23 protein-coding genes are annotated in these 24,448 nt (G+C 60.9%); 13 read left to right on the top strand and 10 right to left on the bottom strand.

The window, feature by feature from the left end:
- The first annotated feature begins 45 nt into the window (after positions 1–45).
- From F8N21_RS21120 to F8N21_RS21110, 3 genes are all read left to right on the top strand, one after another.
- Positions 46–750: an HAD-IA family hydrolase gene (locus F8N21_RS21120; RefSeq protein ID WP_150643952.1), complete on the top strand. Its 705-nt coding sequence runs from the start codon at positions 46–48 to the stop codon at positions 748–750.
- A gap of 61 nt (positions 751–811) precedes the next feature.
- Positions 812–2,095 (top strand): NAD(P)/FAD-dependent oxidoreductase, encoded by a 1,284-nt coding sequence (locus F8N21_RS21115; RefSeq protein WP_191624368.1) that lies wholly within the window; start codon positions 812–814, stop codon positions 2,093–2,095.
- A 17-nt stretch (positions 2,096–2,112) separates the two neighbouring features.
- On the top strand, positions 2,113–2,823 hold the full coding sequence (locus tag F8N21_RS21110; RefSeq protein WP_150643951.1) for a cupin domain-containing protein: 711 nt from the start codon (positions 2,113–2,115) through the stop codon (positions 2,821–2,823).
- Between the two features lie 200 nt (positions 2,824–3,023).
- Here F8N21_RS21110 and F8N21_RS21105 read toward each other — a convergent pair whose 3' ends face one another.
- The 8 genes from F8N21_RS21105 to F8N21_RS21070 all read right to left on the bottom strand — a co-directional run bounded on the left by F8N21_RS21105 (position 3,024) and on the right by F8N21_RS21070 (position 11,780).
- The gene (locus F8N21_RS21105) at positions 3,024–3,515 is read right to left on the bottom strand and encodes an Lrp/AsnC family transcriptional regulator (RefSeq protein WP_150643950.1); all 492 of its coding nucleotides are present in this window, start codon (positions 3,513–3,515) and stop codon (positions 3,024–3,026) included.
- 39 nt (positions 3,516–3,554) lie between these two features.
- A complete protein-coding gene (locus F8N21_RS21100) occupies positions 3,555–4,241 on the bottom strand; it encodes a haloacid dehalogenase (RefSeq protein WP_150643949.1) in 687 nt (228 codons plus the stop codon).
- Positions 4,242–4,345: 104 nt separating this feature from the next.
- Positions 4,346–5,638 carry a 4-aminobutyrate--2-oxoglutarate transaminase gene (gabT, locus tag F8N21_RS21095; RefSeq protein ID WP_150643948.1) on the bottom strand — a complete coding sequence of 431 codons (1,293 nt, stop codon included), beginning with the start codon at positions 5,636–5,638 and terminating at the stop codon, positions 4,346–4,348.
- Positions 5,639–5,662: 24 nt separating this feature from the next.
- Positions 5,663–6,751, bottom strand: coding sequence for an ABC transporter ATP-binding protein (locus F8N21_RS21090; protein WP_150643947.1), 1,089 nt, complete (start codon positions 6,749–6,751; stop codon positions 5,663–5,665).
- A gap of 142 nt (positions 6,752–6,893) precedes the next feature.
- On the bottom strand, positions 6,894–8,354 hold the full coding sequence (locus F8N21_RS21085) for an NAD-dependent succinate-semialdehyde dehydrogenase (RefSeq protein WP_150643946.1): 1,461 nt from the start codon (positions 8,352–8,354) through the stop codon (positions 6,894–6,896).
- A 159-nt stretch (positions 8,355–8,513) separates the two neighbouring features.
- The gene (locus F8N21_RS21080) at positions 8,514–9,311 is read right to left on the bottom strand and encodes an ABC transporter permease (RefSeq protein ID WP_150643945.1); all 798 of its coding nucleotides are present in this window, start codon (positions 9,309–9,311) and stop codon (positions 8,514–8,516) included.
- Entirely contained in the window at positions 9,312–10,250 is a 939-nt protein-coding gene (locus tag F8N21_RS21075; RefSeq protein WP_150643944.1) for an ABC transporter permease, read from the bottom strand.
- Positions 10,251–10,727: 477 nt separating this feature from the next.
- Positions 10,728–11,780, bottom strand: coding sequence for an ABC transporter substrate-binding protein (locus F8N21_RS21070; protein ID WP_150643943.1), 1,053 nt, complete (start codon positions 11,778–11,780; stop codon positions 10,728–10,730).
- On the opposite strand from F8N21_RS21070, the gene F8N21_RS21065 reads away from it, so the two are divergent.
- Positions 11,779–11,961, top strand: coding sequence for a hypothetical protein (locus F8N21_RS21065; protein WP_150643942.1), 183 nt, complete (start codon positions 11,779–11,781; stop codon positions 11,959–11,961). The genes F8N21_RS21070 and F8N21_RS21065 overlap by 2 nt on opposite strands.
- 244 nt (positions 11,962–12,205) lie before the next feature.
- On the opposite strand, the gene ilvD is transcribed toward F8N21_RS21065, so the two are convergent.
- A complete protein-coding gene (gene ilvD, locus F8N21_RS21060) occupies positions 12,206–13,888 on the bottom strand; it encodes a dihydroxy-acid dehydratase (RefSeq protein WP_150643941.1) in 1,683 nt (560 codons plus the stop codon).
- 920 nt (positions 13,889–14,808) lie between these two features.
- On the opposite strand from ilvD, the gene F8N21_RS21055 reads away from it, so the two are divergent.
- From F8N21_RS21055 to F8N21_RS21020, 8 genes are all read left to right on the top strand, one after another.
- Positions 14,809–15,744 carry an alpha/beta fold hydrolase gene (locus F8N21_RS21055; protein WP_150643940.1) on the top strand — a complete coding sequence of 312 codons (936 nt, stop codon included), beginning with the start codon at positions 14,809–14,811 and terminating at the stop codon, positions 15,742–15,744.
- A 184-nt stretch (positions 15,745–15,928) separates the two neighbouring features.
- Positions 15,929–16,909, top strand: coding sequence for a quinone oxidoreductase family protein (locus tag F8N21_RS21050; RefSeq protein ID WP_150643939.1), 981 nt, complete (start codon positions 15,929–15,931; stop codon positions 16,907–16,909).
- 14 nt (positions 16,910–16,923) lie between these two features.
- The gene (locus F8N21_RS21045; protein ID WP_150643938.1) at positions 16,924–17,772 is read left to right on the top strand and encodes a TauD/TfdA dioxygenase family protein; all 849 of its coding nucleotides are present in this window, start codon (positions 16,924–16,926) and stop codon (positions 17,770–17,772) included.
- 80 nt (positions 17,773–17,852) lie between these two features.
- Positions 17,853–18,905: a 3-keto-5-aminohexanoate cleavage protein gene (locus F8N21_RS21040; RefSeq protein ID WP_150643937.1), complete on the top strand. Its 1,053-nt coding sequence runs from the start codon at positions 17,853–17,855 to the stop codon at positions 18,903–18,905.
- 105 nt (positions 18,906–19,010) lie between these two features.
- Entirely contained in the window at positions 19,011–20,342 is a 1,332-nt protein-coding gene (locus F8N21_RS21035; RefSeq protein ID WP_150643936.1) for an MFS transporter, read from the top strand.
- Complete coding sequence (locus F8N21_RS21030; protein ID WP_150643935.1) at positions 20,339–21,001, top strand: DsbA family oxidoreductase; 663 nt, start codon at positions 20,339–20,341, stop codon at positions 20,999–21,001. The genes F8N21_RS21035 and F8N21_RS21030 overlap by 4 nt, the downstream gene beginning before the upstream one ends.
- Positions 20,998–21,324, top strand: coding sequence for a Rieske (2Fe-2S) protein (locus F8N21_RS21025; protein WP_150643934.1), 327 nt, complete (start codon positions 20,998–21,000; stop codon positions 21,322–21,324). Before F8N21_RS21030 ends, F8N21_RS21025 begins: the two co-directional genes overlap by 4 nt.
- A complete protein-coding gene (locus F8N21_RS21020) occupies positions 21,321–22,331 on the top strand; it encodes a YeiH family protein (protein WP_150643933.1) in 1,011 nt (336 codons plus the stop codon). Before F8N21_RS21025 ends, F8N21_RS21020 begins: the two co-directional genes overlap by 4 nt.
- A gap of 172 nt (positions 22,332–22,503) precedes the next feature.
- Here F8N21_RS21020 and F8N21_RS21015 read toward each other — a convergent pair whose 3' ends face one another.
- On the bottom strand, positions 22,504–23,559 hold the full coding sequence (locus tag F8N21_RS21015) for an AraC family transcriptional regulator (RefSeq protein WP_150643932.1): 1,056 nt from the start codon (positions 23,557–23,559) through the stop codon (positions 22,504–22,506).
- 278 nt (positions 23,560–23,837) lie between these two features.
- Here F8N21_RS21015 and F8N21_RS21010 point away from each other — a divergent pair, with 278 nt between their 5' ends.
- Complete coding sequence (locus F8N21_RS21010) at positions 23,838–24,404, top strand: RBBP9/YdeN family alpha/beta hydrolase (RefSeq protein WP_150643931.1); 567 nt, start codon at positions 23,838–23,840, stop codon at positions 24,402–24,404.
- The last annotated feature ends 44 nt before the right edge of the window (positions 24,405–24,448 follow it).

Below are 24,448 nucleotides of genomic sequence, written 5' to 3'. Positions count from 1 at the left end.
CCGGAGCCTCAGCTCTCCTATGTCCCCCACCCTGCGGAGTGCCATATGTCTTTCAAGCAATTCAAAGCCCTGACTTTCGACGTGGTCGGTACCCTCATTGATTTTGAAGCCGGCATTGTGTCTCACGTTCGCGAAGTGGCGGGCGACGCCGGTCAAGCCTGCAGCGATGACGATATCCTCAAAGCCTACCGCGAAGCGCGTGCCGACCCCGAGTCGGGCTGGTGGCCGGACGACATGGAGCGCTGCTATCACCTGATGGCCGCCAAACTCGGTCTGCCGGATAACCAGGAATACGCCAAGGGCCTGAGCCTGGCGGTGAAGAACTTCCCGGCGTTCGCTGATTCGGTCGAAGCCCTCAAGCGCCTGCGCAAGCACTTCAAACTGGTGGCGACCACCAACTCGCGCATCTGGGCCCTGGACTATATGGCCAAGACCCTGGACGAACCATTCGACGTGAAGATCAGCGTCGATGATGTGCGCTTCGAAAAACCCGATCCGCAGTTCTTCGCTTACACCCGTGGGGTGCTGGCTACCCAAGGCATTCTGTTCGAGAACATCCTGCATGTGGCGCAGAGTCAGTACCACGACATCGGAGTCGCGATGCGCCTGGGTTATCAAGTGTGCTGGATCGAACGTCGTCACGGGCAAAAAGGCACCGGCGGCACGCTTGAGTCGGAACGCACCGAACCGCATTACCACTTCACCTCGCTGGCGCAACTGGCCGACGCGGTAGAGAAAGAACTGGGTTGAATACCTTGGCGCTGCAGCCCAGCCGCAAGCGCCATCTGTTTTTTTCGCTGGGATGTTGGCAATGACTCTTCAGACCTTGTGGACGGCGACCGCCGAACCTGCACCCATATTGCAATCGCTCCAAGGCGATCGGCTATGCGATGTGGCGATTATCGGCGCGGGCTATACCGGTCTCTGTGCGGCTCATCATATTGCCCTGAGCGGTCGTGAGCCGTTGATTATCGAAGCCAACAGCCTGGCCTGGGGCGCCAGCGGGCGTAACGGCGGGGTGGTCTCGCCGAAGTTTCGTGTCGGCTTCCCGACGCTGATGGCGCGTTTTGGTCGCGACACCGCCTTGCAGATGTATCGCACCGGCTATCAGGCAGTCGACAGCCTGGTGGAGTTGGTGGAGACCCTGGAACTGACCGGGGCGAATCTGCGCCTGGGCGGGCACATCGCGGCGGCGCACAACCAGCACGCACTGGCCGGACTGCAGTCCACCGCAAACTGGATCAAGCGTGAGACCGGCGGCAGCTCTTCAGTGATGATCAGCGCCGCCGAAGTGGCCGGGTTGACCGGGTCGAAAATCTTCACCGGTGGCTTGCTGACGCCCAAGGCGGGTGGTATTCATCCGCTCAACTATGCCCGGGGCATCGCCCGCAGTCTTGACGATCGCGGGGTGAGGATCTTCATCAACAGCCCGGCCGAGCAGGTTCGCCGCGAAGGCGAACGGATGATCGTGCAGACGCCCCAGGGTCGGGTCAGCGCCAGACAGGTGATCTACGCCACCAACGGCTATTCGGACCTGACCCGAGCCACCGACACCCTGCATCGGCGGCTGATTCCGTTTCGCAGCGCGATCATCGCCACCGAACCTTTGCCGGCCACTATCCTGGCCGGACTGTTGCCTGGTGGGCAGGTCTGCGGCGATACCAAACGCATGCTGCGCTGGTTCCGGGTGGTGGGCGATCGGCTGATTTTCGGGGGCCGCGGGGCCTTCGGCAAGGACGACTCGGAAGCGGCTTTTCGCGCGTTGCAGCGCAGCATGGGGGATGTGTTCCCGGTACTGCGCGACCAGCCGATCGCCTTTCGCTGGTCCGGCCTGGTGGCCATGACCCTCGATTATCTGCCCCATGCCGGACAACTGGATGAAAAGAGTTTCTATGCCATCGGCTATAACGGCGGCGGCGTGGCCATGTCGACCTACATGGGCAGGCAGCTGGCAGCGATGACGGCGGGCCAGAAAGTCGAGCTCGGCCTGTTGAGCGGCGAGCACTTCAAACCCATTCCAATGCACGCCTTCCGTGCCCCAGGCGTTCGCCTGGCCGCAGGCTGGCAGCAGTTTCTGGATATCATTGGCCGATGAGCCACGAGTCTGACCCCATGCCTGCGATTTTGCATTACTCACAACCCCATACCGAGCGGCGGCTGCCATTGGCGGCTTTTGCCTTGCGCGACGACCCTCTGGCAGCCGGCAGAAGCCTGCACTTCCATGACCCCGTCCAGGGTTATGCAGTGGGTGTCATCCAGAGCAGCGGCGCCAATCTGCTGATCGAGGATTTTCCCTGGGTCGAACTCGGTATCGTCGAGGCCGGTGAACTGACACTGGAGGGCGAGGGCTTCAGTCTCACGCTGGAGGCGGGGGACTGCTTCGTGGTCCCGCGTGGCATTGCCCTGCGCTGGCGGCAGCGGGGTGAGCTGCGTCGTCTGTTCATGGTGTTTCCCGGGCTGTCCGGCAGTGCGGAAATGCCCACCCGACCGCTGAAGATCGACGTGCACCTGCCATTGCAACCCTGCAATCCACCAGCGGCCAACGTACTGCTCACCGCAACGCCGAAGGCCTGGAGCCAGACGCTGTTCTCCAGCGCCAACCTGCGCATCGGCCTGTGGGAGTGCGAAGCCTATGGGCGCAAAACGCTCGAGCCGGACTATTGCGAACTGATGTACATCATTGAAGGAGGGGTGATGCTGACGCCCGAGCAAGGCACGCCCTGCAATGTCCGCGCAGGTGAGACCGTGGTGGTCCCCGCAGGGGCGAGCAATGCCTGGACCAGCCTGGAGAAGGTCCGGAAAGTGTTCTGCATTCTTTCCTGACATTCTTTCCTGGGTTCGGAAGACCGCAGGGGCTGCCCGGGCCGTAGCAGCTGCCGAAGGCTGCGTTCGGCCGCGAAGCGGTCGTAAAATCAGGCATTGAGGTATTCCAGACAAATCGTGCAAGCAGGATTTGCGACTGCTTCGCAGCCGAACGCAGCCTTCGGCAGCTGCTACGGGGGGGCAGCCACCCGGCCTCTGTTTCACACCGATCGAAGCAGGCTGCGCAATGGCACGGTGCTTTTGACCACCGGTGACTTGATCACGATGTAGCTGAAATACTTTTCGATCCCGATGTTCTTGTCGAGGATCGACTCCATCAGTTCCTGATAGTGCGCGATGCTGCTGGTGAGGAAACGCACCAGGTAGTCGTAACCACCGCTGATCAGGTGACACTCCAGCACTTCATCGATATTGCGAATGCTTGACTCGAACTTCACAAAGTCGGAGCGCTTGTGGTCCGAGAGCGTGACTTCGGTGAACACGGTGACCGAGTTGGCGAACTTGGCCAGGTTCACGTGGGCTTCATAGCCACTGATGTAACCGGCCGACTCCAGGCGTTTGACACGTTGCAGGCAAGGACTGGGCGAAAGCCCGACGGCTTCGGCGAGACTGACGTTGGTCATGCGCCCGTCTTTTTGCAACTGGACCAGGATATTGATATCGATACGATCGAGCTTCGTTGCAGCGTCCATTGTTCAGTCCTCGCAATGTCACATACTGGGTGGCTGTCGTCAGGCATGCAGGGCCTTTTGATGCGCATGAACCAGATCGGCCAGACTTGCATATTCGCAGCGTTTGCCGTCGAGTGCCTGGGCTGAGTGATTCCAGGGCTGGTGGTGGTCGCGGCGCAGGGTGCAAACCGGAAAGTCCACTCGCTCATTCCAGGGGTCGTCTGTTTCGGTACTTCGCACCGGGAGCAACTCGGATCGCTCCAGCCCCAGGCGGTGCAACGCTCTTTCCAGACTCGCATGCCAGTCATTGGCCCTGGGTTCGATGATCGCATCGAAGTCCACCGGCAAGCGACTGGTCAACGACTCGATATCCATGCCGTAGGGTGGTGCAATCAGTACCAGTCGATAAAACTTGCTCAAATACTGTAACGCCCCTGGCGCGTCTTCGAAAATAGGCCACTGACTGGAGGCGGTACTAAAGGCAACACTATCATCCCAACCGGGAACAATATGCAATTGATGGGCCAGACGCTGGTAGAGCTGGCCGTGAAACGCCGCGGGACTATTGCTGGTACCCGTAGCCGCCAGCTCGAGGGCGGTACGCCGATAGGCACTGAGTACTTGCTCGTCGCTGGCCAATGCCTGAGCCTGCACCGATAACGGACGCAAGCCTTCCAGAATGCCCCGTTCCCGATCCACCAGAGTGCCGAAGGAGAACCCCAACGCTTTGTACTGGGTGACTTTCATGATCAGCTCCTGGGTAACGCTTGTCGATCTCTGAGGGAATCAACCAGAAACCCGACGCAGCTGTGCTGGCCGGGCCTGGCGATAACCCTGCAGGTTGCACCCGGTCAGACGCTGGCGGCGGCCAGGGCCTTGTCGAGCATCTGCAAGGCTTCTGCCACCTGCGCCTGGGTGGTGATCAATGGCGCGAGGAAGCGCACCACGTTGCGGTAGACCCCACACTTGATGACCAGCAGGCCGGCATAACGCGCCTCGTCGATGATCTTCTGCGCGAGGGCGGTATCCGGGCTTTGCCGGCTGTCCGGGGCGACGATTTCAATGGCTTGCATAAAGCCCAGGCCGCGCACATCGCCGATGCACGAATAGCGTTTTTGCAGGGCCAGCAGTCCATCCCGAAGTTGCGTCGCCAGCTGCTCGCCCTGGGCCAGCAGGTCCTGCTCCTCGAACAGGTCCATGACCGCCAGGGCCGCGGCACAGGCCACAGCATTGCCACCGTAGGTCCCGCCCAGGCCGCCGGGCGTCGGTGCATCCATGATCTCGGCGCGCCCGACCACCGCCGACAACGGCATGCCGCCGGCCAGGCTCTTGGCCACGGTGACCAGGTCCGGCTGGATGTCGGCGTGCTGGAAACCGAACATCGTCCCGGTACGGCCGAAACCTGCCTGGATCTCGTCGAGGATCAACACGATGCCGTGCTCGGTGCAGCGCTGGCGCAGGGCTTGCAAAAAGGCTTTGGGGGCGGCGAGGAAACCGCCATCGCCCTGAACCGGTTCGATGATGATGGCCGCCACGCGATCTGGCGCAACGTCGGTGGCAAACAGCGCATCCAGTTCGGCCAGGGCGTCTTCGCTACTGACGCCTCGATAGGCGTTGGGGTAAGTCGTGTGATAGATCTCGGCGGGGAAGGGCCCGAAATTCTGCTTGTAGGGCTGGCTCATGCCGGTCAGGGTCACGCCGAGCAAGGTACGCCCATGAAAGCCTCCGCGGAAGGAAATGACTGCAGGACGATGGGTGTGGCCGCGAGCGATCTTGATGGCGTTTTCCACCGCCTCGGCGCCGGAAGTGAACAGCACGCTCTTATAATGCTCATCGCCGCCGACCAGTTTGTTCAGGCGCGCAGCAACCTGGATGTAAGCCTCATAGGCCACCACTTGAAAGCTGGCGTGGGAAATCTCACCGACTTGACGACGCACGGCTTCGACCACCCGCGGGTGATTGTGGCCGACGTTGAGTACGCCGATGCCGCCGACAAAATCCAGGTAGCGTTTGCCGTCGACGTCCCACAGCTCAGTGCCATCGGCGCGGGCGGCAACCACCGGGTGAGCGGTGGCGATGCCCCGTGGAATGTGTTGATCGCGCAAGGCTAAAAGGCGTTGGTTTTCAGTCAGTGCAGAATTCATCTTGTGCTCCGTAGGCTGAGGTGATCAGGCGATTGCCCGGGGTACCACGATGGTGTCTTCGGGGTGCAGGCGCATGAGCATGGGCGCACCGATGGGTGGCAGGTTCAGGTTGCCCTCGTGGTGGCTGGGCTGACGCAGGCTGACCGTCGGGCCACCGTCCAGATCGACGAAGACCTTGAGGCTTTCGCCCTGGAACACGATGTCCGCAACCCGCCCGCGCAGACGGTTCCATTCAGGGCCGGCAGTGTCATTGTCGAGCAGCAGCTTTTCCGATTGCAGGGCCAGGAACAGATCCCCCGATGGCGGAATCGGCCGGGTGGTACGCAGTGCTGTGTTCCCCAACGTCAGCCCGTTGTCGCTGCTGCGCTGCAGGGGAATCAGGGTGCTTTCGCCGATGAAGCTGGCGACGAAATCGTCGGACGGATGATCGTGCAGACGCCGCGGCGTATCGACCTGAACCAGTTGGCCGCCGCGCATGATCGCCACGCGGTCACTCATGGTCAGCGCTTCACGCTGGTCGTGGGTCACGTAAATCATGGTGGCCCCCAGGCGCTTGTGCAGTGCCCGCAGCTCGATCTGCATGGTTTCGCGCAGTTGTTTGTCGAGGGCGGAAAGCGGCTCATCCATCAGGATCAACTTCGGTTCGAAGACAATCGCCCGGGCCAGTGCCACCCGTTGCCGTTGGCCGCCGGAGAGCGCGGCGATCGAGCGATTTTCATAACCGGTCAGCTCGACAGTGGCCAACGCTTGCTTGACCTGATCATGGCTTTTGGTTGCGCTTTCGCCGCGAGCACGCAGCGGAAAGGCAACGTTCTCGCCGACCGTCATATGCGGGAACAACGCATAGTTCTGGAACACCACGCCGATTTCCCGCTTGTGCGGCGGCATGAGGGTGACATCGCGCTCACCGAACAAAATGTTGCCGGAGCTGACCCGGATAAACCCGCCCAGAATGCTCAGCAAGGTGGTTTTGCCTGAACCGGACGGACCGAGCACAGACATGAATTCTCCCGCTTCGACCTTGAGGCTGACGTTATCCAGCGCCTTGAGGCTACCGTAATGCTTGCAGACTTGATTGACGCTGACCGATTCGAAGCCTTCAGTGAAACTCATGAAGCGTCCTCCATTTGCAGAGCACGGGGGATTCCGGAGTGTCTGCTTGCCATCTGAACAAGGGCTGTTGCCCTGTTCGTGCCGTTTCAGGTCGCCGGACAAACAGGATCTGCTGCCCGACGACATCTCGATCCGCTGTCCGTCAGTCCAGGCCGCCGATGTGCCAGGCCTTGATCTCGAGGAACTCGTCCAGGCCGTATTTGGAACCTTCACGGCCAGTGCCCGACTGTTTCATGCCACCGAACGGCGCCACTTCCATGGAGATCACCCCGGTGTTGAGCCCGACCATGCCGAATTCCAGACGCTCGCCGACTCGCCAGGCGCGACGCATGTCCTGGGTGAAGTAATAGGCGGCCAGGCCAAATGGCGTGTTGTTGGCAATGGCCAACGCCTGGGCTTCGTCCTTGAAGCGAAACAACGGTGCGACCGGGCCGAAGGTTTCTTCATTGGCCAGCAGCATGTCCGGGGTCGCGTCGAGCAGCACGGTTGGCTGAACGAACAGGCCATTGCCTTGCGGGGCGCCGCCAACAGCGATCGAGGCGCCTTTTTCCAGGGCATCGCTGATGTGCAAGGCCACTTTGTCCACGGCCGCGCCGTTGATCAGCGGCCCGATGGTGACTCCCTCGGCCAGGCCGTCACCGACCTTCAAGGCGTTGACGGCCGCGCTCAGGCGTTCGGCGAACAGGTCATAGATCCCGTCCTGCACCAGAATGCGGTTGGCACAGACGCAGGTCTGGCCGGCGTTGCGGAATTTGCTCGACATCACCCCGGCAATCGCCAGGTCCAGGTCGGCATCATCGAAGACGATGAACGGCGCGTTGCCGCCCAGCTCCAGGCTCAGGCGCTTGATGGTGCTGGCGCACTGGCTCATCAGCAGTTGGCCGATGCGAGTCGAGCCGGTGAACGACAGTTTGCGCACCACCGGGTTGGCAGTCATTTCGCCACCGATGCCGGCCGGCATCCCGGTCAACACGTTGAACACGCCAGCCGGAATACCGGCACGTTCGGCCAGGACCGCCAGCGCCAGTGCCGATAGCGGGGTCATTTCCGAGGGCTTGATCAACACCGTGCAGCCAGCGGCCAAGGCCGGGGCGCACTTGCGAGTGATCATCGCATTGGGGAAGTTCCACGGAGTGATCGCCGCGACCACCCCGACCGGTTGTTTGATCACCAGGATGCGCCGGTCGGCGGTCGGCGATGGAATGGTGTCGCCATAGATACGCCGGGCTTCTTCGGCGAACCATTTGACGAAACTCGCACCGTAGGCGATTTCCCCGCGGGACTCGCTCAGCGGCTTGCCCTGTTCGGCGGTCATGATCAATGCCAGGTCTTCCTGGTTGTCCATGATCAGGCGGTGCCAGGCTTCCAGCAGGCGGGCGCGCTCGGCTGCGGGAACTTCGCGCCAGGTGCTGAAGCGGCTGTCGGCGGCGGCAATGGCACGCCGTGTTTCCACTGCTTGCAAGGCGGGTACGCGGGCGATTTCGCTGCCGTCGGCCGGGTTGGTCACGGCGATCGTTGCGCCGTCGTCGGCTTCGATCCATTCACCGTTGACGTAGGCGCGCTCGACCAGGAGCGAGGGGTCACGCAGTTTAGCTTTGAACATAATGAGTGCCTTTAAAGGTCCGAACCATGGGACCGATTGTAAAAAGGACTGGCCAGCGGCCGATGCCGAGATAGCCGCTCGAACGGATAGTTGATGCTGAATTGCAGCCCTTGGCGGCAGGCTGTGCCGACACCGTGGCAGCCCCGGTGCCGGCGTCAGTCACTGCGGCTTGTTGCGACCGGCGATCACCACCAGCAGCAACGAAGCGAGGATCAGTATCGAACTGATCGCCGCGATGGTCGGATCGATCTCGTCGCGCAGCGCGGTGAACATGCGTTTGGTCAGGGTCTGGTTGTCACCACCGGAAATGAACAGCGCCACCACGGTTTCATCCAGCGAGGTGATGAAAGCGAACAGCGTGGCCGACACCAGGCTCGGCTTGATTTGCGGCAGGGTGACGGCCATGAAGGCACGGAAGCGGTTCATGCCCAGACTGCGCGCGACCATTTCCTGGGACATGTCGAAGTTGCGCAGCCCGGCCAGCAACGCGATGATCACGTAGGGCAGGGCGAGCATGATGTGCGCCAGAATCAGCCCGGTCAGGGTGCTGATCAGCCCGATCCGCGCATAGACGAAGAACACCCCGGCGGCGATCAGAATGATCGGCACCATCATCGGCAGCAGCAGCACGATTTGCAGGGTGCGCACGATACGCAGGCTGGAGCTGTTGATCGCGTAGGCGGCGGCCATCCCGATTGGCAGGCTGACCACGGTGGTCACCAGCGCAGTGATCAGGCTGACCTTGGAGGCGGCCATCCACTCGAGGCTGTTGAAAAACGCTTCATACCAGCGAAACGACCATTCCTTGGGCGGAAACTGCAGGAAGCGCGCCTCGGAGAACGACATCGGCACCACGATCAGTACCGGCAGAATCAGATACAGCAGGATTGCCGCGACCAGGACGGTGAACAGCACCTGGGACAGGCGAATATGGCGCAGGTTGGCAAGCATTTTCATTTAGCGCGCTCCCAGAATGCGTTCGATCGGAATGAAGCGATTGATCCCCCAGAAAATCAGGAACACCACAAACAGCAACACCAGACCCACGGCGCTGGCAGCACCCCAGGCGTGATACAACTCAACGTTGCGCTGTACCAGCATCGAGACCAGGATCGTCCGCCCGCCACCCAGCAGTTCCGGGGTGATAAAGAAGCCCAGGCAGATCACGAACACCAGAATCGAACCGGCCATTACACCGGGAGCGGCCATCGGCAGGAACACTCGGCGGAAGGTATAGAACGGCTTGGCGCCGAGGCTTTCGGAGGCCTGCATCAGGTCCTGGGGAATCTTGCGCATCACCGAATACAGCGGCAGCACCATGAACGGCAGCATCACGTGCAAGGTGCCGATCACGGTACCGGTGGTGTTGTGCATCAGGTTCAGCGGCTGGTCGATGATCCCCAGGTCGATCAACGTCTGGTTGACCAGGCCCCGGCGTTGCAGCAGCACCAGCCAGGCGTAGGAGCGCACCAGTACGCTGGTCCAGAACGGAATGATCACGCAGATCAGCACCAGGTTGGCCCAGAAACCCTGCAACCGTGAAGCGGCGTAGGCGATGGGAAAGCCAAGGAAGATCGAGAGAACGGTCACCATGAAGCTGATCTTGAAGGTCAGGGCGAAGGTGTCCCAGTAGATGCGCTCCTGGAAAATCCGCACATAGTTGACCAGGGAAAACCCTTCTTCGGTCTGTACCGACTGAAACGCCAGCCAGCACATCGGCAGGATCAACAACACCACCACCATCACCAGGGCTGGCGTCAGCAGCAACAACATGGAGCGGTTTTCCTTGCGTTCTTCACGGGCCAGGGCTTGCGCAGTGATCGCCGATGGCTGGCGCGGGCCGTTGCTGGAGTCAGGCATGGATTTGGCTGATTTGGCTAAGTAGGTATTGGACATGTTGGCCTCCCATCACTTGTTCATGAGGTCGGCATAAGCCGCAATTGCTCTGGCGCTCAGTGATACCGGACTCGCGATAGAAAACAGACAGTGCTGGATTGTTGTCATGTGGAGGACTCCCGAGTGGGGCAGATGCTAAAGGCGAGCTGGGCGTGCTTTTTGTTGTAAGGACCATGCAGCCTCTAATGTACCGGCAGGTCGGCAAATGAAGCAGGCACAAATGCGCGGTGCCAGAGTGCTTTATTGCGAAATAGGGGAGGTAGACGGCATGTCCTGCGTCGGGGGTTTTTTCAGGGTTCACGGGGGGCTGCAGGCATCTCCGACTGTAGGAGCTGCCGCAGGCTGCGATCTTTTGATCTTGCTCTTTGGCATTCCCGAAACCGCCAAAAGATCGCAGGCTGCGCCAGCTCCTACAGGGTCATGTAAAACCCGGGTATCGTAGGAGCTGCCGCAGGCTGCGATCTTTTGATCCTGCTCTTATTGCTTCTGAACAAATGACAACCAGCGTTCTTCTGCTTTCACGCCCTCCTCGGAGGCCCACCATTTGGACGACAGCAACGCCTGACGGGCGATGTTTTCCGGCGAGGACGGCAGTTTTGCCGCGAGCCCGTCGGGAATGGTCCCGGTCTTGAAGGCTTCAGGGTTCAGCGGACCGTAATCGATGAGCAAGGGCAGGGCGGCTTGCAGCTTGGCGTCGATGGCTTCGTTGACGAACTTCATCGCGGCGACCTTGTGTGGGGTGCCTTTAAGCACACACAGCGAGTTGGTTTCCAGCACCCCCTGGTTGTAGTCGAAGGCTACCGGAGCACCTGCGGCCTGTACGGCAGTCATCCGGCCGTTCCAGGCCTGGATCATGTCCACTTCACCGTCACTGATCAGCTGTGCCGACTGGCCGCCGGAGGTCCACCAGGTCGAGATGTCGGGCTTGATCTGTTCAAGTTTCTTGAAAGCCCGGTCGACGTCCAGCGGATAGAGTTTATCCGGGGCCACGCCATCGGCCATCAAGGCAATTTCCAGGGTCGGGCGCGGCAAGTTGCGCAGCGAACGTTGGCCGGGGAATTTATCGGTATCCCAGAAATCCGCCCAGGTTTTAGGCACTTTCTTGCCCTTGAACGCATCGGTCCGATAGGCCAGTACCGTGGAGTAGCTGATGTAGCCGACACTGTAGTCGTCCTTGAGCTCAGGGGGCAATTGGGCAGCATTGGGGATCAGTGCCAGATCGAGTTTCTCGAACAGACCTTCCTGCTCGCCGCGAAGGCAATCGCCGGTTGGCAAATCAACCACATCCCAGCTGACCTTGCCGCTTTGAACCTGGGTCTTGATGATCGGGTACGCTTTCGGGGAACTGTCCTGCTTCAGGGTCAAACCGAGCTTTTTCGCGGCCGGCTCGAGAATCGCTTTGCTTTGCGCTTCCTGGTAGGCGCCGCCCTGGGAGACAAAGGTAATATCTTCAGCCAACGCAGCGCCTGCACTAACCGTCAGTAACGCGAAGCCGGCAACTTGAAGAGCGCGAATCTGGGATGCTGTCATGGGTATGACTCCTGGTGGTTGGCAGATTATTGAGGCGAGCTGGCTGTTTTTTCTGGGTCGCGCTGCAGGAGCATGGAGTTCTAATGTAGCGGGATACCCGCGAACGAAGGGCGCACAAATCCGCGAGGGCAAAGTGCTTTATTTCGAAATCGAAGCGCTAAACGGCATCTCCTGCGCCTGACGGGCGCAGACTGTCTGCGTAACCCCTTGAGGGCATAGGTATCTACAAAACTTTGAAATACTGCGTAGCAGCTGCCGAGCCCGCGAGGCTGCGTTCGGCCGCGAAGCGGTCGTAAAATCAGGCAACGGGTTCTTTCAGGTAAACCGCGTATGCAGGATTTGCGAGGACTGCGTCCTCGAACGCAGCCTCGCAGGCTCGGCAGCTGCTACGAGTACGAGGCTAGATCAAAAAATAGGCATAAGGATCAGAGATATTTATCGGTGACGGCGCCTTCCGAAGCGCTGGATACGGTCTTGGCATATTTGGCCAGCACACCACGCTTGTACTTGGATTCCGGGCGTACCCAGCGGGTTTTGCGCTCGGCCAGTTCGGCGTCGCAGACATCGACCGTGATCTGTCGGGTTTCGGCGTCGATGGTGATGGTGTCGCCGTTTTCAATCAGCGCGATGGGGCCGCCCTCAAAGGCTTCGGGCGTGATATGCCCCACCACAAACCCGTGCGAGCCACCGGAGAAGCGGCCGTCGGTGATGAGTGCGACTTCCTTGCCCAGTCCCTTGCCCATGACGGCAGACGTGGGCGAGAGCATTTCGCGCATGCCGGGGCCGCCCTTGGGGCCTTCGTAGCGGATCACGATGACGTCGCCGGCCTGGACTTCGCCGTTGAGAATACCGGCCAGCGCACCTTCCTCACCGTGGTAGACCCGGGCCTTGCCTTCAAAGCGCAGGCCTTCCTTGCCGGTGATCTTGGCCACGGCGCCAGTGGGCGAGAGATTGCCGCGCAGCACCACCAGGTGGGAGTCCTTCTTGATAGGCTGGTCGAAGGGCAGGATCACGTCCTGGCCCGCGGGGTAGTCGGGTACGTTCTCCAGGTTTTCGGCCAGGGTCTTGCCGGTGACCGTGAGTACATCGCCGTGCAGCATGCCCGCATCGAGCATGCGCTTCATCAGCGGCTGGATGCCGCCGATGGCGACCAGCTCGCTCATCATGTATTTGCCGCTGGGGCGCAGGTCGGCCACCACCGGGGAGTCCTTGCCCAGCTCCACGAAGTCATCCAGGGTCAGCTCGACATCGACGGCATGGGCCATGGCCAACAGATGCAGCACGGCATTGGTGGAGCCGGCGAGGGCGATCACCACCCGAATGGCGTTTTCAAAGGCCTTGCGGGTCATGATGTCGCGGGGTTTGATGTCTCGCTTGAGCAGCTCCATAACCTGCTGACCGGCACGGAAACTGTCCGAGGCCTTGTCGCTGCTGATCGCATCCTGGGAGCTGGACCCAGGCAGGCTCATGCCCAACGCCTCGATGGCGGAGGCCATGGTATTGGCCGTGTACATGCCGCCGCAGGAGCCGGGACCGGGAATCGCCACTTCCTCGATCTGCTTGACCTGGATCTCGTTGATATCACCCCGCGCGTGTTGGCCCACGGCCTCGAACACCGAAATGATGTCGGTGTGGCCGGCGCCCGGCTGGATGGTGCCGCCATACACGAAGATCGAGGGACGATTCAGGCGGGCCATCCCGATCAGGCATCCCGGCATGTTCTTGTCACAGCCGCCCACCGCCACGAGACCGTCAAAGCCTTCGCAACCGGCAACCACCTCGATGGAGTCGGCAATCACTTCCCGCGACACCAGCGAATACTTCATGCCTTCGGTGCCGTTGGCGATGCCGTCGGAAATGGTGATGGTGTTGAAAATGACGCCCTTGGCCCCGGCGGCGTTCGCGCCTTTTTCGGCTTCGACCGCCAGCTTGTCGATATGCATATTGCATGGTGTGACCATCGCCCAGGTGGAGGCGATGCCGATCTGCGGCTTTTTGAAGTCCTCATCGGTGAAGCCCACGGCGCGCAGCATGGCGCGGCCGGGCGTGCGCTCCACGCCGTCGACCACTTGAGAGGAATATTTACGCAGATGGTCATTGTCGCTCATGACTGTTCCTCGCTTCAGGAGGGGCGTGGCAAACCTGTAGGAGCGAGCTTGCTCGCGATGGACGTTAACGATAACGCGTGTTTTCTGAATAAACGCGCCGCCCTTGAGTCCATCGCGAGCAAGCTCGCTCCTACAGGGATGCAGCGTTCGCTTAACTATGGTCGCTGCTAGCGGGATTACCAACCCGAAGAGACAAAGGGTTCTCCCGGGCTTTTTATTGAACAAACCAGGAAATCGGATGATGGGGTGCCTGGCTACATTCTTGGCCTCGGCTGGATTTGAGGTTCGATCTGCTGCCGAGGCACAATCACGCGACTATTGTGACTGGCTTCCGGTGACTGGCTTTGCGGAGTGTTTGCTGAGCTGTCACTTTTCCCATAGTCATGGCAGGACGATCCGCTGACCGCTATGGCAATGGCAACCATGACAAAGGGCATTGAGGGCTTGATCATCGGCGCTCTCCAATACGGTGCGGGCAAATGATTTTAATGCCTGGTCCGAGAAAGGGCATGTGCCTTTTGTCGTTCATGAACAGCCAGAAGTCATCCGATTGACCGCATACGGCCAGTGATGGCGTCGCGGCGGATGGGATGGCTCCCGGTTCGTCGGAATAGTTCATCTTTCCCTTGCATGTGAGAGATCGCCTGCTTAAATCAGAGACCTCGGGTCGATAAGTGACTTGGCGGTCACAACGAGCGTCCGGGAGTCCTCGCGCTTCTGTGCTGCCGGGTTCAATCGGGCGCAAGCCTCTGCCTTGGCGCAGAGCATTACCGATTAATGTTTGCAACTTATTGAAATAAAACAAGTTATTTGTCTGGTGCTGACGTTTGGGGCCGGGCGTTCTGCAATCAACTGAATGGTCCTGCGAACAGCCGCTCACGCTGTTTTGCGAACCACACTTGTGCCGGAAGGATAACGACATGAAGCCAGAGACTGCCATCGTCGAGATTTTCAACAAGTACAAGGTTTATACCGAACACTATGTGAATAACGCCGCTGACAAGACCATAATTCTGGTCAATGGCTCGCTGGCAACCACCGCATCCTTCGCCCAATCGGTGCGTTACCTGCAGCCGCGGTTCAATGTGGTTCTCTACGACCAGCCCTACGCCGGCCAGTCGCGCCCCCACAACCGATACCGCCAGCCGATCCGCAAGGAGGACGAAGCAGAGATACTGCTGGAGTTGGTCGAACACTTTCGCGCCGACCATGTGCTGTCATTTTCCTGGGGCGGGGCGGCTACCTTGCTGGCACTCGCTCAGCGGCCGCGACGAATCGAGAAGGCAGTGATCAGTTCATTCGCGGCGCGGATCAGTAAGCCGATGCGCGACTACCTGGAGAGCGGCCTGGGTCTTCTGGAGGCCTGCGACCGCTGCAACGTTGGACACTTGGTCAACAGCACCATCGGCAAGCACCTGCCGTCGCTGTTCAAGCGCTTCAACTACCGCCATATCAGCAGCCTGGCCGAGCACGAATTCAGGCAGATGCATTTCCATATCAATGAGGTGCTGACCCAGGACACCAAATGCTACGTCGACTGCGTCGATGCCATCGAGGTTCCGCTGCTGTTCGTCAACGGCGAATGGGACGAGTACACCTCGGCGCAAGACGCCCGCCTGTTCGCCGGCCATGTCCGTCAGTGCCAATTCAGCACAATCAAGAACACCGGGCACTTCCTCGATATGGAACACAAGACGGCCTGGCAGGACACCCAGCAGGCCTTACTGGGCTTTCTGCAGCCAGCCACCAGCCTGGTCAAACCCAAGTGCACGCCGACGCTGGGCAACCGGCACCGTTACGCAGCCAGTGAACGTATTTTCACTCACAGTGCGGCGCGTAGCCACGTACTCCGCTAGAGAGGAGAGCACCAAGACAATGGTTGATCGTGTCGAAGAGCAGTTCGACATCAAGCCGGGACGCCTCATCTTTGTCACGAAATGAAAAGCCATTGTCGTCTGATGAGAAGCGATCAGTCAGCCTGCGGCCTACAGTCCAATCAGCGCAATTCACGCCAAAATCGCAGATTGGAGAAAAACAGGCATGGCCAAAGCCGTACGCTTCTACGAAACCGGTGGTCCCGAAGTCCTTCGCTATGAAGACGTCGAGGTTGGCGAACCCGGCCCGGGTCAGGTTCGTCTTCGTCATGTGGCTGTCGGCCTGAACTATGCCGACACCTACTTTCGCAATGGCACCTACCCGATCCCGCTGGCCAACGGCATGGGGGTCGAAGCATCCGGTGTGGTGCAGGCCGTTGGCGAGGGTGTGACCCATGTGGAGGTTGGCGATCGCGTCACCTACACCGGTTTTCTCAACACCCTGGGTGCCTACAGCACCGAGCGTTTGATCCAGGCCGCGCCGCTGATCAAACTGCCGGAAACCATCAGCTTCGAGACCGCCGCGGCCATGACCATGCGCGGCCTGACTTCATCGTACCTGATGCGCCGCATTTACAATTTCAAGGTTGGCGACAGCATTCTGCTGCACGCCGCCGCAGGTGGCGTCGGCCTGATCGTCTCGCAGTGGGCCAAGCTGCTCGGCTTGACGGTAATCGGCACTGTGTCCACCGAGGCCAAGGGCGAAATCGCCCGGGCCCATGGGTGCGACCACGTCATCAACTACAGCCACGAAGACGTTGCCAAGCGCGTTCGCGAGCTGACTGACGGCGTCGGCGTCAACGTGGTGTTCGACAGCGTCGGCAAGAATACCTTCATGGGCTCTCTGGATTCGCTCAAGCGCCGAGGCCTGATGGTTTGCGTGGGTACTGCTTCTGGTCCGATCCCGGCCTTCGACCCGGTGCTGCTGGCGATGAAGGGCTCGCTGTTCCTGACCCGCCCGGCGTTGGCCGATTACATCGCCGACCCGGCGGAGAAGGCCGCCCTGGCGGGTGAGTTGTTCGATCACGTCGGTAGCGGTCGAATCAAGATCGAGATCAACCAGCACTACGCATTGCAGGATGCCGTGCAGGCCCATCGTGACCTGGAATCACGCAAAACCACTGGCTCGTCGATTTTCGTCATTTAAGGGAGCCACCTGCCATGAAAGTCGAACAATTGACCTGCAACATCGGCGCGGAAATAGTCGGCGTCAACCTCGCCGACGCTCTCCATGATGACGGTCTTTTTGCCGAGATTCGTGCCCAGTTGCTCAAGCACCGGGTGGTGTTCTTGCGTGACCAGGACATCAGCCGCGCCGAGCACGTCGCCTTCGCCCGCCGCTTCGGCGAGTTGGAGGATCATCCGGTGGCGGGTAGTGACCCGGATCATCCGGGCCTGGTACGCATCTACAAGAACCCGGACCAGCCGATGGACCGCTACGAGAACGCCTGGCACACCGACGCCACCTGGCGTGAGGCCCCGCCGATGGGGTGTGTGCTGCGTTGCGTGGAGTGCCCGCCGGTGGGGGGCGACACTATGTGGGCAAACATGGTGGTGGCCTACGAGCGTCTACCCGATGACGTGAAGGCGAAGATCGCCGACCTGCGCGCGCGCCACAGCATCGAGGCGAGCTTCGGCGCGGCCATGCCGATCGACAAGCGCCTGGCGCTCAAGGCCCAGTATCCGGACGCCGAGCACCCGGTGGTGCGCACCCACCCGGAAACCGGCGAAAAGGTGCTGTTCGTCAATGCCTTCACCACCCACTTGAGTAACTACCATACCCCCGAGCGGGTGCGCTACGGCCAGGATGCCAACCCTGGCGCGGCCGACCTGCTGCGCTACCTGATCAGCCAGGCGTACATCCCCGAGTATCAGGTGCGCTGGCGTTGGAAACCGAACAGCATCGCCATCTGGGACAACCGCAGTACCCAGCACTACGCCGTAATGGACTACCCACCTTGCCATCGCAAGATGGAACGCGCCGGCATCATGGGTGACAAGACTTACTGATCAACCGCTTCTGCACTCGCATACGCGCCTGCCCGGCACAGCCCGGGGGGAGCGGGCAACCATAATAATAGGAGTAGCTCATGCAATTCTTCGACGATTCCCTGCACCCTGAAAACATGGAAAAGGTGGTAATCACCGTCGCCCCGTACGGCCCTGAATGGATGCCGGAAGACTTCCCCGAAGACATTCCGCTGACCATGGACGAGCAGGTGCAGAAAGCTGTCGATTGCTACGAGGCCGGTGCCACCGTATTGCACCTGCATGTGCGCGAACTGGACGGCAAGGGCTCCAAGCGCCTGTCGAAGTTCAACGAACTGATCGCCGGCGTACGTGAAGCCGTGCCGGATATGATCATCCAGGTCGGCGGCTCGATTTCCTTCGCCCCCGAAAGCGATGGCGAAGCCGCCAAATGGTTGTCCGACGATACTCGCCACATGCTGGCTGAGCTCACGCCAAAGCCGGACCAGGTCACCGTGGCCATCAACACCACCCAGATGAACATCATGGAGCTGCTCTATCCGGAGTATCTGGAAGGCACTTCCCTGGCTAACCCGGCCTATCAGGCCGCCTACAGCGAGATGACCGTGCCGGCCGGCCCGGCCTGGGTCGAGGAACATCTGCGGCGCCTGATGGCGGCCGGCGTCCAGCCGCATTTTCAACTGACCGGCATGCATGCGATGGAGACCCTCGAGCGCCTGGTGCGCAAGGGCGTCTATAGGGGACCGCTGAACCTGACCTGGATCGGCATCGGCGGTGGTTTCGATGGACCTAATCCGTTCAACTTCTTCAACTTCGTCCACCGCGCGCCGGACGGCTGCACCCTGACCGCCGAGTCGCTGTTGAAGAACGTACTGCCGTTCAACGTCATGGCGCTGGCCATGGGACTGCACCCGCGCGTGGGCATCGAAGACACGATCATCGATCAGAAGGGCAAGCGCTTCAGCTCGGTGCAGCAGATCGAGCAGACCGTGCGCGTCGCTCATGAGCTGGGCCGCGAAATCGCCACCGGCCAGCAAGCGCGCGAAATCTATCGCATCGGTGTGCAGTATCAAAGCATCGAAGAAACCCTGCTGGCCAACGGCATGGCGCCAAACCGCAAGGCTGGCCAGAAAGGTGTGCCGCAACGCGGCTGACCGGCAGCGGGGCGGGAGGCCGACGGCTTCTCGCCCGCTGCATTGGAACAAGGTCGAAATTCCCTACAACAATAATAAGTAGCAGCAAAACTCCGAGGAGGCAGCATGGCCTTTCACCCCAGCGCAGCAGACGATGATGAGCCAGGCTCGGTCGGTGTTGCGCGTAAATACGCCTGGATTGTCTTCGCGCTGACGTTCGGCCTGTTGATTTCCGACTACATGTCGCGGCAAGTGCTTAACGCCGTATTCCCGATGCTCAAGAGCGAGTGGGCGTTGAGTGACGGCCAACTCGGCCTGCTCAGCGGCATCGTCGCCTTGATGGTTGGCCTCTTGACGTTTCCCCTGTCGCTGATGGCTGATCGCTTTGGGCGGGTCAAGAGCCTGGCGTTGATGGCGCTGCTGTGGAGCCTGGCCACTCTGGGCTGCGCGCTGGCGCAGGATTACCAGCAAATGTTTATTGCCCGCTTCATGGTCGGCGTCGGCGAAGCCGCCTACGGCAGCGTCGGCATCGCGGTGGTGATCTCGGTTTTCCCCAAGCATATGCGCGCCACGCTCTCCAGTGCCTTTATGGCGGGAGGCATGTTCGGTTCGGTATTGGGCATGGCCCTGGGTGGAGTGATCGCCGCCAAGCTGGGCTGGCGTTGGTCGTTCGCCGGCATGGCGTTGTTCGGCCTGCTGCTGGCGGGGCTTTACCCGATCATCGTCAAGGAAGCGCGAATCGCCCCACAGCGCGCCGCCATGGCCGCGAACAAGGCCGTTGCAGCGGTCAAGCGTCCGTTACGCACGCTGTTTTCCAGTCGTTCGGTGATCGGCGCCTATGTCGGTAGCGGCTTGCAGCTGTTCGTCGGCGGCACCGTGATCGTGTGGATGCCGAGCTACCTCAACCGTTACTACGAAATGGGTACAGACAAGGCCGGTGCTGTAGCGGCGATCATCGTGCTGTGCAGCGGTGCCGGGATGATTCTCTGTGGCATGCTCAGCGACCGTCTGTGTCGCCAATCGCCGGAACGCAAGGTCGCCCTGGCCATCGCCTACTGCCTGGGCAGCTGCCTGCTGCTGACGCTGGCTTTTGCCCTGCCGGCGGGGTCCGCCCAACTGGCGTTGATCTGCCTGGGCATGCTGTTTGCCGCCGGCACCACCGGGCCTGCCGGGGCGATGGTTGCCAACTTGACCCACTACTCAGTCCACGGCACCGCCTTCGCCACGCTGACCCTGGCCAACAACATGCTGGGGCTGGCTCCGGGGCCGTTCATCACCGGCAAGGTATCCGATTTCATCGGCCTGCATGCCGCCTTCCAGTTGGTACCCCTGGTCAGCATCGCGGCGGCGGCGGTGTTCTTCTATGCCAAGTGCCACTACCACAACGATATTGCGCGGCTTAAGGGCGATAGCATCAATGACAGAGCCAACAAAGCGGTATACGAGGTGAAATCGTGAGTCGTCGTTTGCATATCGATGTGTTCTTCGACTTCATCTGCCCCTGGTGCCTGATCGGTAAGCGTCAACTGGAGCGCGCGCTGGCCCGGTTGCGCAGCCAACAGCCGGATGTCGAGATCACGCTGGCATGGCAAGGGGTCCAGCTGCTGCCACAGCTGCCGGCACAGGGTGAACCCTTCGCCGAGTTCTATCTGAAGCGCCTGGGCAGTGCCGAAACCGTGCGCATGCGCCAGGCGCAGGTACAGCAGGCCGCGGCGGCAGTCGGGCTGTCCATCGACCTGAGCGGCATCGGCAAGATGCCCAATACCGCCGACGCCCATCGCCTGCTGGAGCACGCCAACTCGCTCGGCAACACGGCGCAGCGTGAGGTCCTGCTCGAGCGGCTGTTTGCCGCCTACTTCCATTACGGTGAGGATCTGGGGTGCCGGGACACCTTGATGGCCATCGCCGCGTCGTGCGGTTTCGACTGCACCGCCGTGGCCGACTGCCTGCAGGGCGATGCCAGCCCCTTCGTCGGCAACACAAGAGCTGCCAGCAGCGTGCCCTGTTTTCACTTCGACCATCGCCTCGCGATAGCCGGGGCACAGCCTGCCGAGGTGTTGTTTGGCGCCATGTGCGAAGTTCTGCTGCATAGCGAGCCCGAGGGGCAGCCGTCATGAGTCTGCGTATACCGGTGCCTGCCGGCAAACTCCCGCAGGTCGGAGGCCGCGCGCTGTTCGAAGTCGATGGCAGAAGCCTGGCGTTGTTCAACGTCGAAGGGGGGCTCTATGCCATTGACGACAGCTGCCCGCACCAGGGTGCCTCGCTGTGTGGCGGGCGCCTTGATGGGCGGGTGATTCAATGCTGTGCCCATGGCCTGCGCTTCGATCTGCGCAGCGGCTACCTGCTCAACTCCACCAAACTCAAGGTCGCCAACTACCCGGTCGAGGTAGTCGACGGCCAGGCATTCATCGTTATCGTCCCCGAGGAGTCTGCGCCATGAGCGCCATTGCTCTCACCAGCATCCACAGCCGAACGCGCGAACTGGCGCCGGGTTTTATCGTCAGCCTGATCGTTGCGGCGGCGGCGACCTTCCTCTCCGAGCACTACGGTGCGCCGGTCATGTTGTTTGCCTTGCTGCTCGGCATGGCGCTGAATTTTCTCTCCGGCGAGGGCCCGTGCAAGGCCGGCATCGAGTTCACGGCGCGCACCGTGCTGCGCATCGGCGTAGCCCTGTTGGGCATGCGGATCACACTCGAACAGATCGCCGCGCTGGGCTGGAAACCTTTTGCCCTGGTGGTGATCCTGGTGGTGGTGACGATTGGTCTCTCGGTGGTGGCGGCCAAGGCTCTGGGCTTCCAGCGCCTGTTCGGCATGCTCACCGGTGGGGCTACCGCGATTTGTGGTGCCTCGGCGGCGCTGGCCCTGGCTGCGGCGTTGCCCAACCACCCGCAGAAAGAGCGCGCCACACTGTTCACCGTGATCGGTGTATCGGCGCTTTCCACTGCGTCGATGATCCTTTACCCGATGATTGCCAATGGGTTGTCGTTGTCGCCACAAGTCGCCGGGGTGTTCCTCGGCGCCACCATCCACGATGTCGCCCAGGTGGTCGGCGCCGGCTACAGCATGTCCACCGAGACCGGCGATACGGCCACGGTGCTCAAGTTGATGCGTGTCGCCATGCTTCTACCGGTGATCCTCTGCGCCGCCATGATCACGCGTATGCAGGGCGCCGACCCGACGGCCAAACGGCCGCCGCTGCTGCCCTGGTTCGCCGTTGGTTTCCTGATTCTCGCCTGCATCAACAGCACTGGCTGGGTTGCCCCGGTGGTGCAGGACTCCGTCAACGAGCTGTCGCGCTGGAGCCTGGTGGTGTCCATCAGTGCCTTGGGGATGAAGACTCAGCTCAAGGAGCTCGCCGCGGTCGGCATCAAGCCGATCCTGCTGATGGTGGGGGAAACGGTGTTCCTCGCGGTCCTTGTGCTGCTGTTGCTGCACTGGGGGCTGTAAACCCTGCTACGGATTGCACCAACTTGCGCCCGCACTGCGTTTTACTCCATGGCGCAGTGGGGCACTCGACCGGAGCCACAGGCACCGGTTCCTTTGCGGCGACTGTGACGGCAGTCGCCGTTTTTTTCTTTGATATTCCCGGTCTCCCTATGCGCACGGCGTGCCGCCCGCTTCAGGGCTTTGTGCGGTCGGGGAGGCTGCCTGTTGCAGTCGGCGCTTTGACGGGTTGTTTTTTTTGCGCGCTGCGCCAGGACGCCGGCGGCATTCCAAACTGCGTGATGAACCAGCGTGTAAAGGAACTCGCCATGGAATATCCCAGCATGTCGGCAACCTGGCTCAGCGAATAGCTCGGGTTCTCCAGGTAGCGCAACACCAGATCGCGACGCACGTCGTTGATCAGGTCATTGAAGGTGCAGTCGTCTTCTTTCAGGCGGCGCTGCAGGGTGCGCACGTTCATGCCCTGGGTCTGGGCGATCTGCTCGATGGTGGCGCGTCCCATGGGCAGCAGCAAGTAGATAGCCTTGCGTACCTCGAACAGGGTCGAAGGTCCTTCATCGCGTTGCAGCGAATCGAGATAACGTTGGGCGTAGCGTGCCATGCCCGGATCGGCATGGGGATTGGCCATGTCAAGGTTGGCGTCAGGACAGACAATGCCATTGAACTCGCTGCCGAACTCCAGATTGCACCCAAACAGCCGGCGATGCAGTTGCAGGTTATCGGGGGGCTGGTGGGTGAAGTTGACGCTGTAGGGGTGCCAGTGCGTTCCGAGCAGTGCGGCGCACAGGCGGAACATCACACCGATTGCAAGTTCATTGGCCTGTCGGCAGGGCATCGGCGAGCCGGGGATCACCTCCTCGCGGATGATCACCATTCTGCCCGCTTCTTCGACGAAGATCGCCAACGAGTCGTTCATCAGATGACGGTAATGCACCAGCACCTGTAACGCATCACGCAGCGTTCGTTGATGGGTGAGCAGCAGGCTGACAACACCAAAATCGGAGAGCTGGCGTGACTCGGCCATGCTCAAGCCAAAGTACTGGCAACCGCTGGCATTGGCCGAGTTTTCCAGCAGGCGCACCGCAGCATCGATGGGAATACGGTGCTCGGGGGTTTGCAACAGGGCTTTGCTCAAGCCGACATCGGCCAGCAGGACCTGTGGGTTCAACCCCAGGTGCTGCGCCACCTCCAGGTAGTTGGTCAACACGGCGGCGCGTACGAGCTTAGTCATGTAGGAGCTTTTTCTTGTAGTGGTTGCGACCGAAATTAACGTGACTGGCTATATCCAGCAAGTCATGAAATGAAAAGTTTTGGACCTGAGCTGCGCGTTGACTCCCGTACTTTTTTGCGCCCTAAGGAAAAATCGGCGCAACGGGAAATTTGTCATCAAAAGAAAAGTGGCTGACGTCAAATGAGAAGCGCAGAGGAGGGGGGCTCTTTAATGTCGGTACTACAAAAAGATTCTGGCGAAACAGCCAGTCGAGCCATCGAGAAGACGAAGGTGTTCAAGTGGACAAACTGCAAACTACCGCAACCGTTCTGATCGTACCGGGCCTGCGCGACCATGTTGCCGAGCATTGGCAAACCCTGCTTGAGGCCAGGTTGAGCAAGGTACGCAGCGTGCCACCAGTTGAAACCGACAAGCTCGACTGCGCCGCTCGCGTGCGTGCCATCCAGCACGAACTTGCGCAGATCGACGGGCCGGTGATTCTCGTCGCTCACAGCGCCGGTGTACTGATGGTCGCGCACTGGGCTGCCCGGCACAGCGGCCCAATCAAGGGCGCTCTGCTGGCCGCGCCGCCTGACCTCGATGCTACCTGGCCGCAGGGCTATCCAGCCCCGCAAACCCTTCGAGCCAATGGCTGGGCCCCTCTGCCCACCGGCGCGCTGCCTTTTCGCAGCCTCGTGGCGGGCAGCACCAACGATCACCTGGCCAGCCTGGAGGCAGTCACCCGCATGGCCCACGACTGGGACAGCGAACTGGTCAACCTCGGCGAAGTCGGCCACCTCAACCCGGCTTCGGGCTTTGGCCACTGGCCGCAGGCCGAAGCACTCATTCTGGAACTGGATCGCTAGTCAGGCACCTGGCCGGTCGCAACGCGTTCGGTAATTTCTCTAAC

The organism is Pseudomonas fluorescens (genome assembly GCF_902497895.1).
Taxonomy (GTDB): Bacteria; Pseudomonadota; Gammaproteobacteria; order Pseudomonadales; family Pseudomonadaceae; genus Aquipseudomonas; species Aquipseudomonas fluorescens_BP.
This window is presented reverse-complemented; position numbering and strand designations above follow the sequence as displayed.

Excerpts from the sequence above, each read along its gene's own strand:
- F8N21_RS21075 (WP_150643944.1), bottom strand. The coding sequence starts at position 10,250 with ATGTCCAATACCTACTTAGCCAAATCAGCCAAATCCATGCCTGACTCC.
- F8N21_RS21015 (WP_150643932.1), bottom strand. The coding sequence starts at position 23,559 with ATGACTAAGCTCGTACGCGCCGCCGTGTTGACCAACTACCTGGAGGTG.
- F8N21_RS21115 (WP_191624368.1), top strand. The coding sequence starts at position 812 with ATGACTCTTCAGACCTTGTGGACGGCGACCGCCGAACCTGCACCCATA.
- F8N21_RS21105 (WP_150643950.1), bottom strand. The coding sequence starts at position 3,515 with ATGGACGCTGCAACGAAGCTCGATCGTATCGATATCAATATCCTGGTC.
- ilvD (WP_150643941.1), bottom strand. The coding sequence starts at position 13,888 with ATGAGCGACAATGACCATCTGCGTAAATATTCCTCTCAAGTGGTCGAC.
- F8N21_RS21110 (WP_150643951.1), top strand. The coding sequence starts at position 2,113 with ATGCCTGCGATTTTGCATTACTCACAACCCCATACCGAGCGGCGGCTG.
- F8N21_RS21090 (WP_150643947.1), bottom strand. The coding sequence starts at position 6,751 with ATGAGTTTCACTGAAGGCTTCGAATCGGTCAGCGTCAATCAAGTCTGC.
- F8N21_RS21080 (WP_150643945.1), bottom strand. The coding sequence starts at position 9,311 with ATGAAAATGCTTGCCAACCTGCGCCATATTCGCCTGTCCCAGGTGCTG.
- F8N21_RS21020 (WP_150643933.1), top strand. The coding sequence starts at position 21,321 with ATGAGCGCCATTGCTCTCACCAGCATCCACAGCCGAACGCGCGAACTG.
- F8N21_RS21100 (WP_150643949.1), bottom strand. The coding sequence starts at position 4,241 with ATGAAAGTCACCCAGTACAAAGCGTTGGGGTTCTCCTTCGGCACTCTG.
- F8N21_RS21035 (WP_150643936.1), top strand. The coding sequence starts at position 19,011 with ATGGCCTTTCACCCCAGCGCAGCAGACGATGATGAGCCAGGCTCGGTC.
- F8N21_RS21065 (WP_150643942.1), top strand. The coding sequence starts at position 11,779 with ATGGGTATGACTCCTGGTGGTTGGCAGATTATTGAGGCGAGCTGGCTG.
- F8N21_RS21025 (WP_150643934.1), top strand. The coding sequence starts at position 20,998 with ATGAGTCTGCGTATACCGGTGCCTGCCGGCAAACTCCCGCAGGTCGGA.
- F8N21_RS21040 (WP_150643937.1), top strand. The coding sequence starts at position 17,853 with ATGCAATTCTTCGACGATTCCCTGCACCCTGAAAACATGGAAAAGGTG.
- gabT (WP_150643948.1), bottom strand. The coding sequence starts at position 5,638 with ATGAATTCTGCACTGACTGAAAACCAACGCCTTTTAGCCTTGCGCGAT.
- F8N21_RS21045 (WP_150643938.1), top strand. The coding sequence starts at position 16,924 with ATGAAAGTCGAACAATTGACCTGCAACATCGGCGCGGAAATAGTCGGC.
- F8N21_RS21120 (WP_150643952.1), top strand. The coding sequence starts at position 46 with ATGTCTTTCAAGCAATTCAAAGCCCTGACTTTCGACGTGGTCGGTACC.
- F8N21_RS21070 (WP_150643943.1), bottom strand. The coding sequence starts at position 11,780 with ATGACAGCATCCCAGATTCGCGCTCTTCAAGTTGCCGGCTTCGCGTTA.
- F8N21_RS21050 (WP_150643939.1), top strand. The coding sequence starts at position 15,929 with ATGGCCAAAGCCGTACGCTTCTACGAAACCGGTGGTCCCGAAGTCCTT.
- F8N21_RS21055 (WP_150643940.1), top strand. The coding sequence starts at position 14,809 with ATGAAGCCAGAGACTGCCATCGTCGAGATTTTCAACAAGTACAAGGTT.
- F8N21_RS21085 (WP_150643946.1), bottom strand. The coding sequence starts at position 8,354 with ATGTTCAAAGCTAAACTGCGTGACCCCTCGCTCCTGGTCGAGCGCGCC.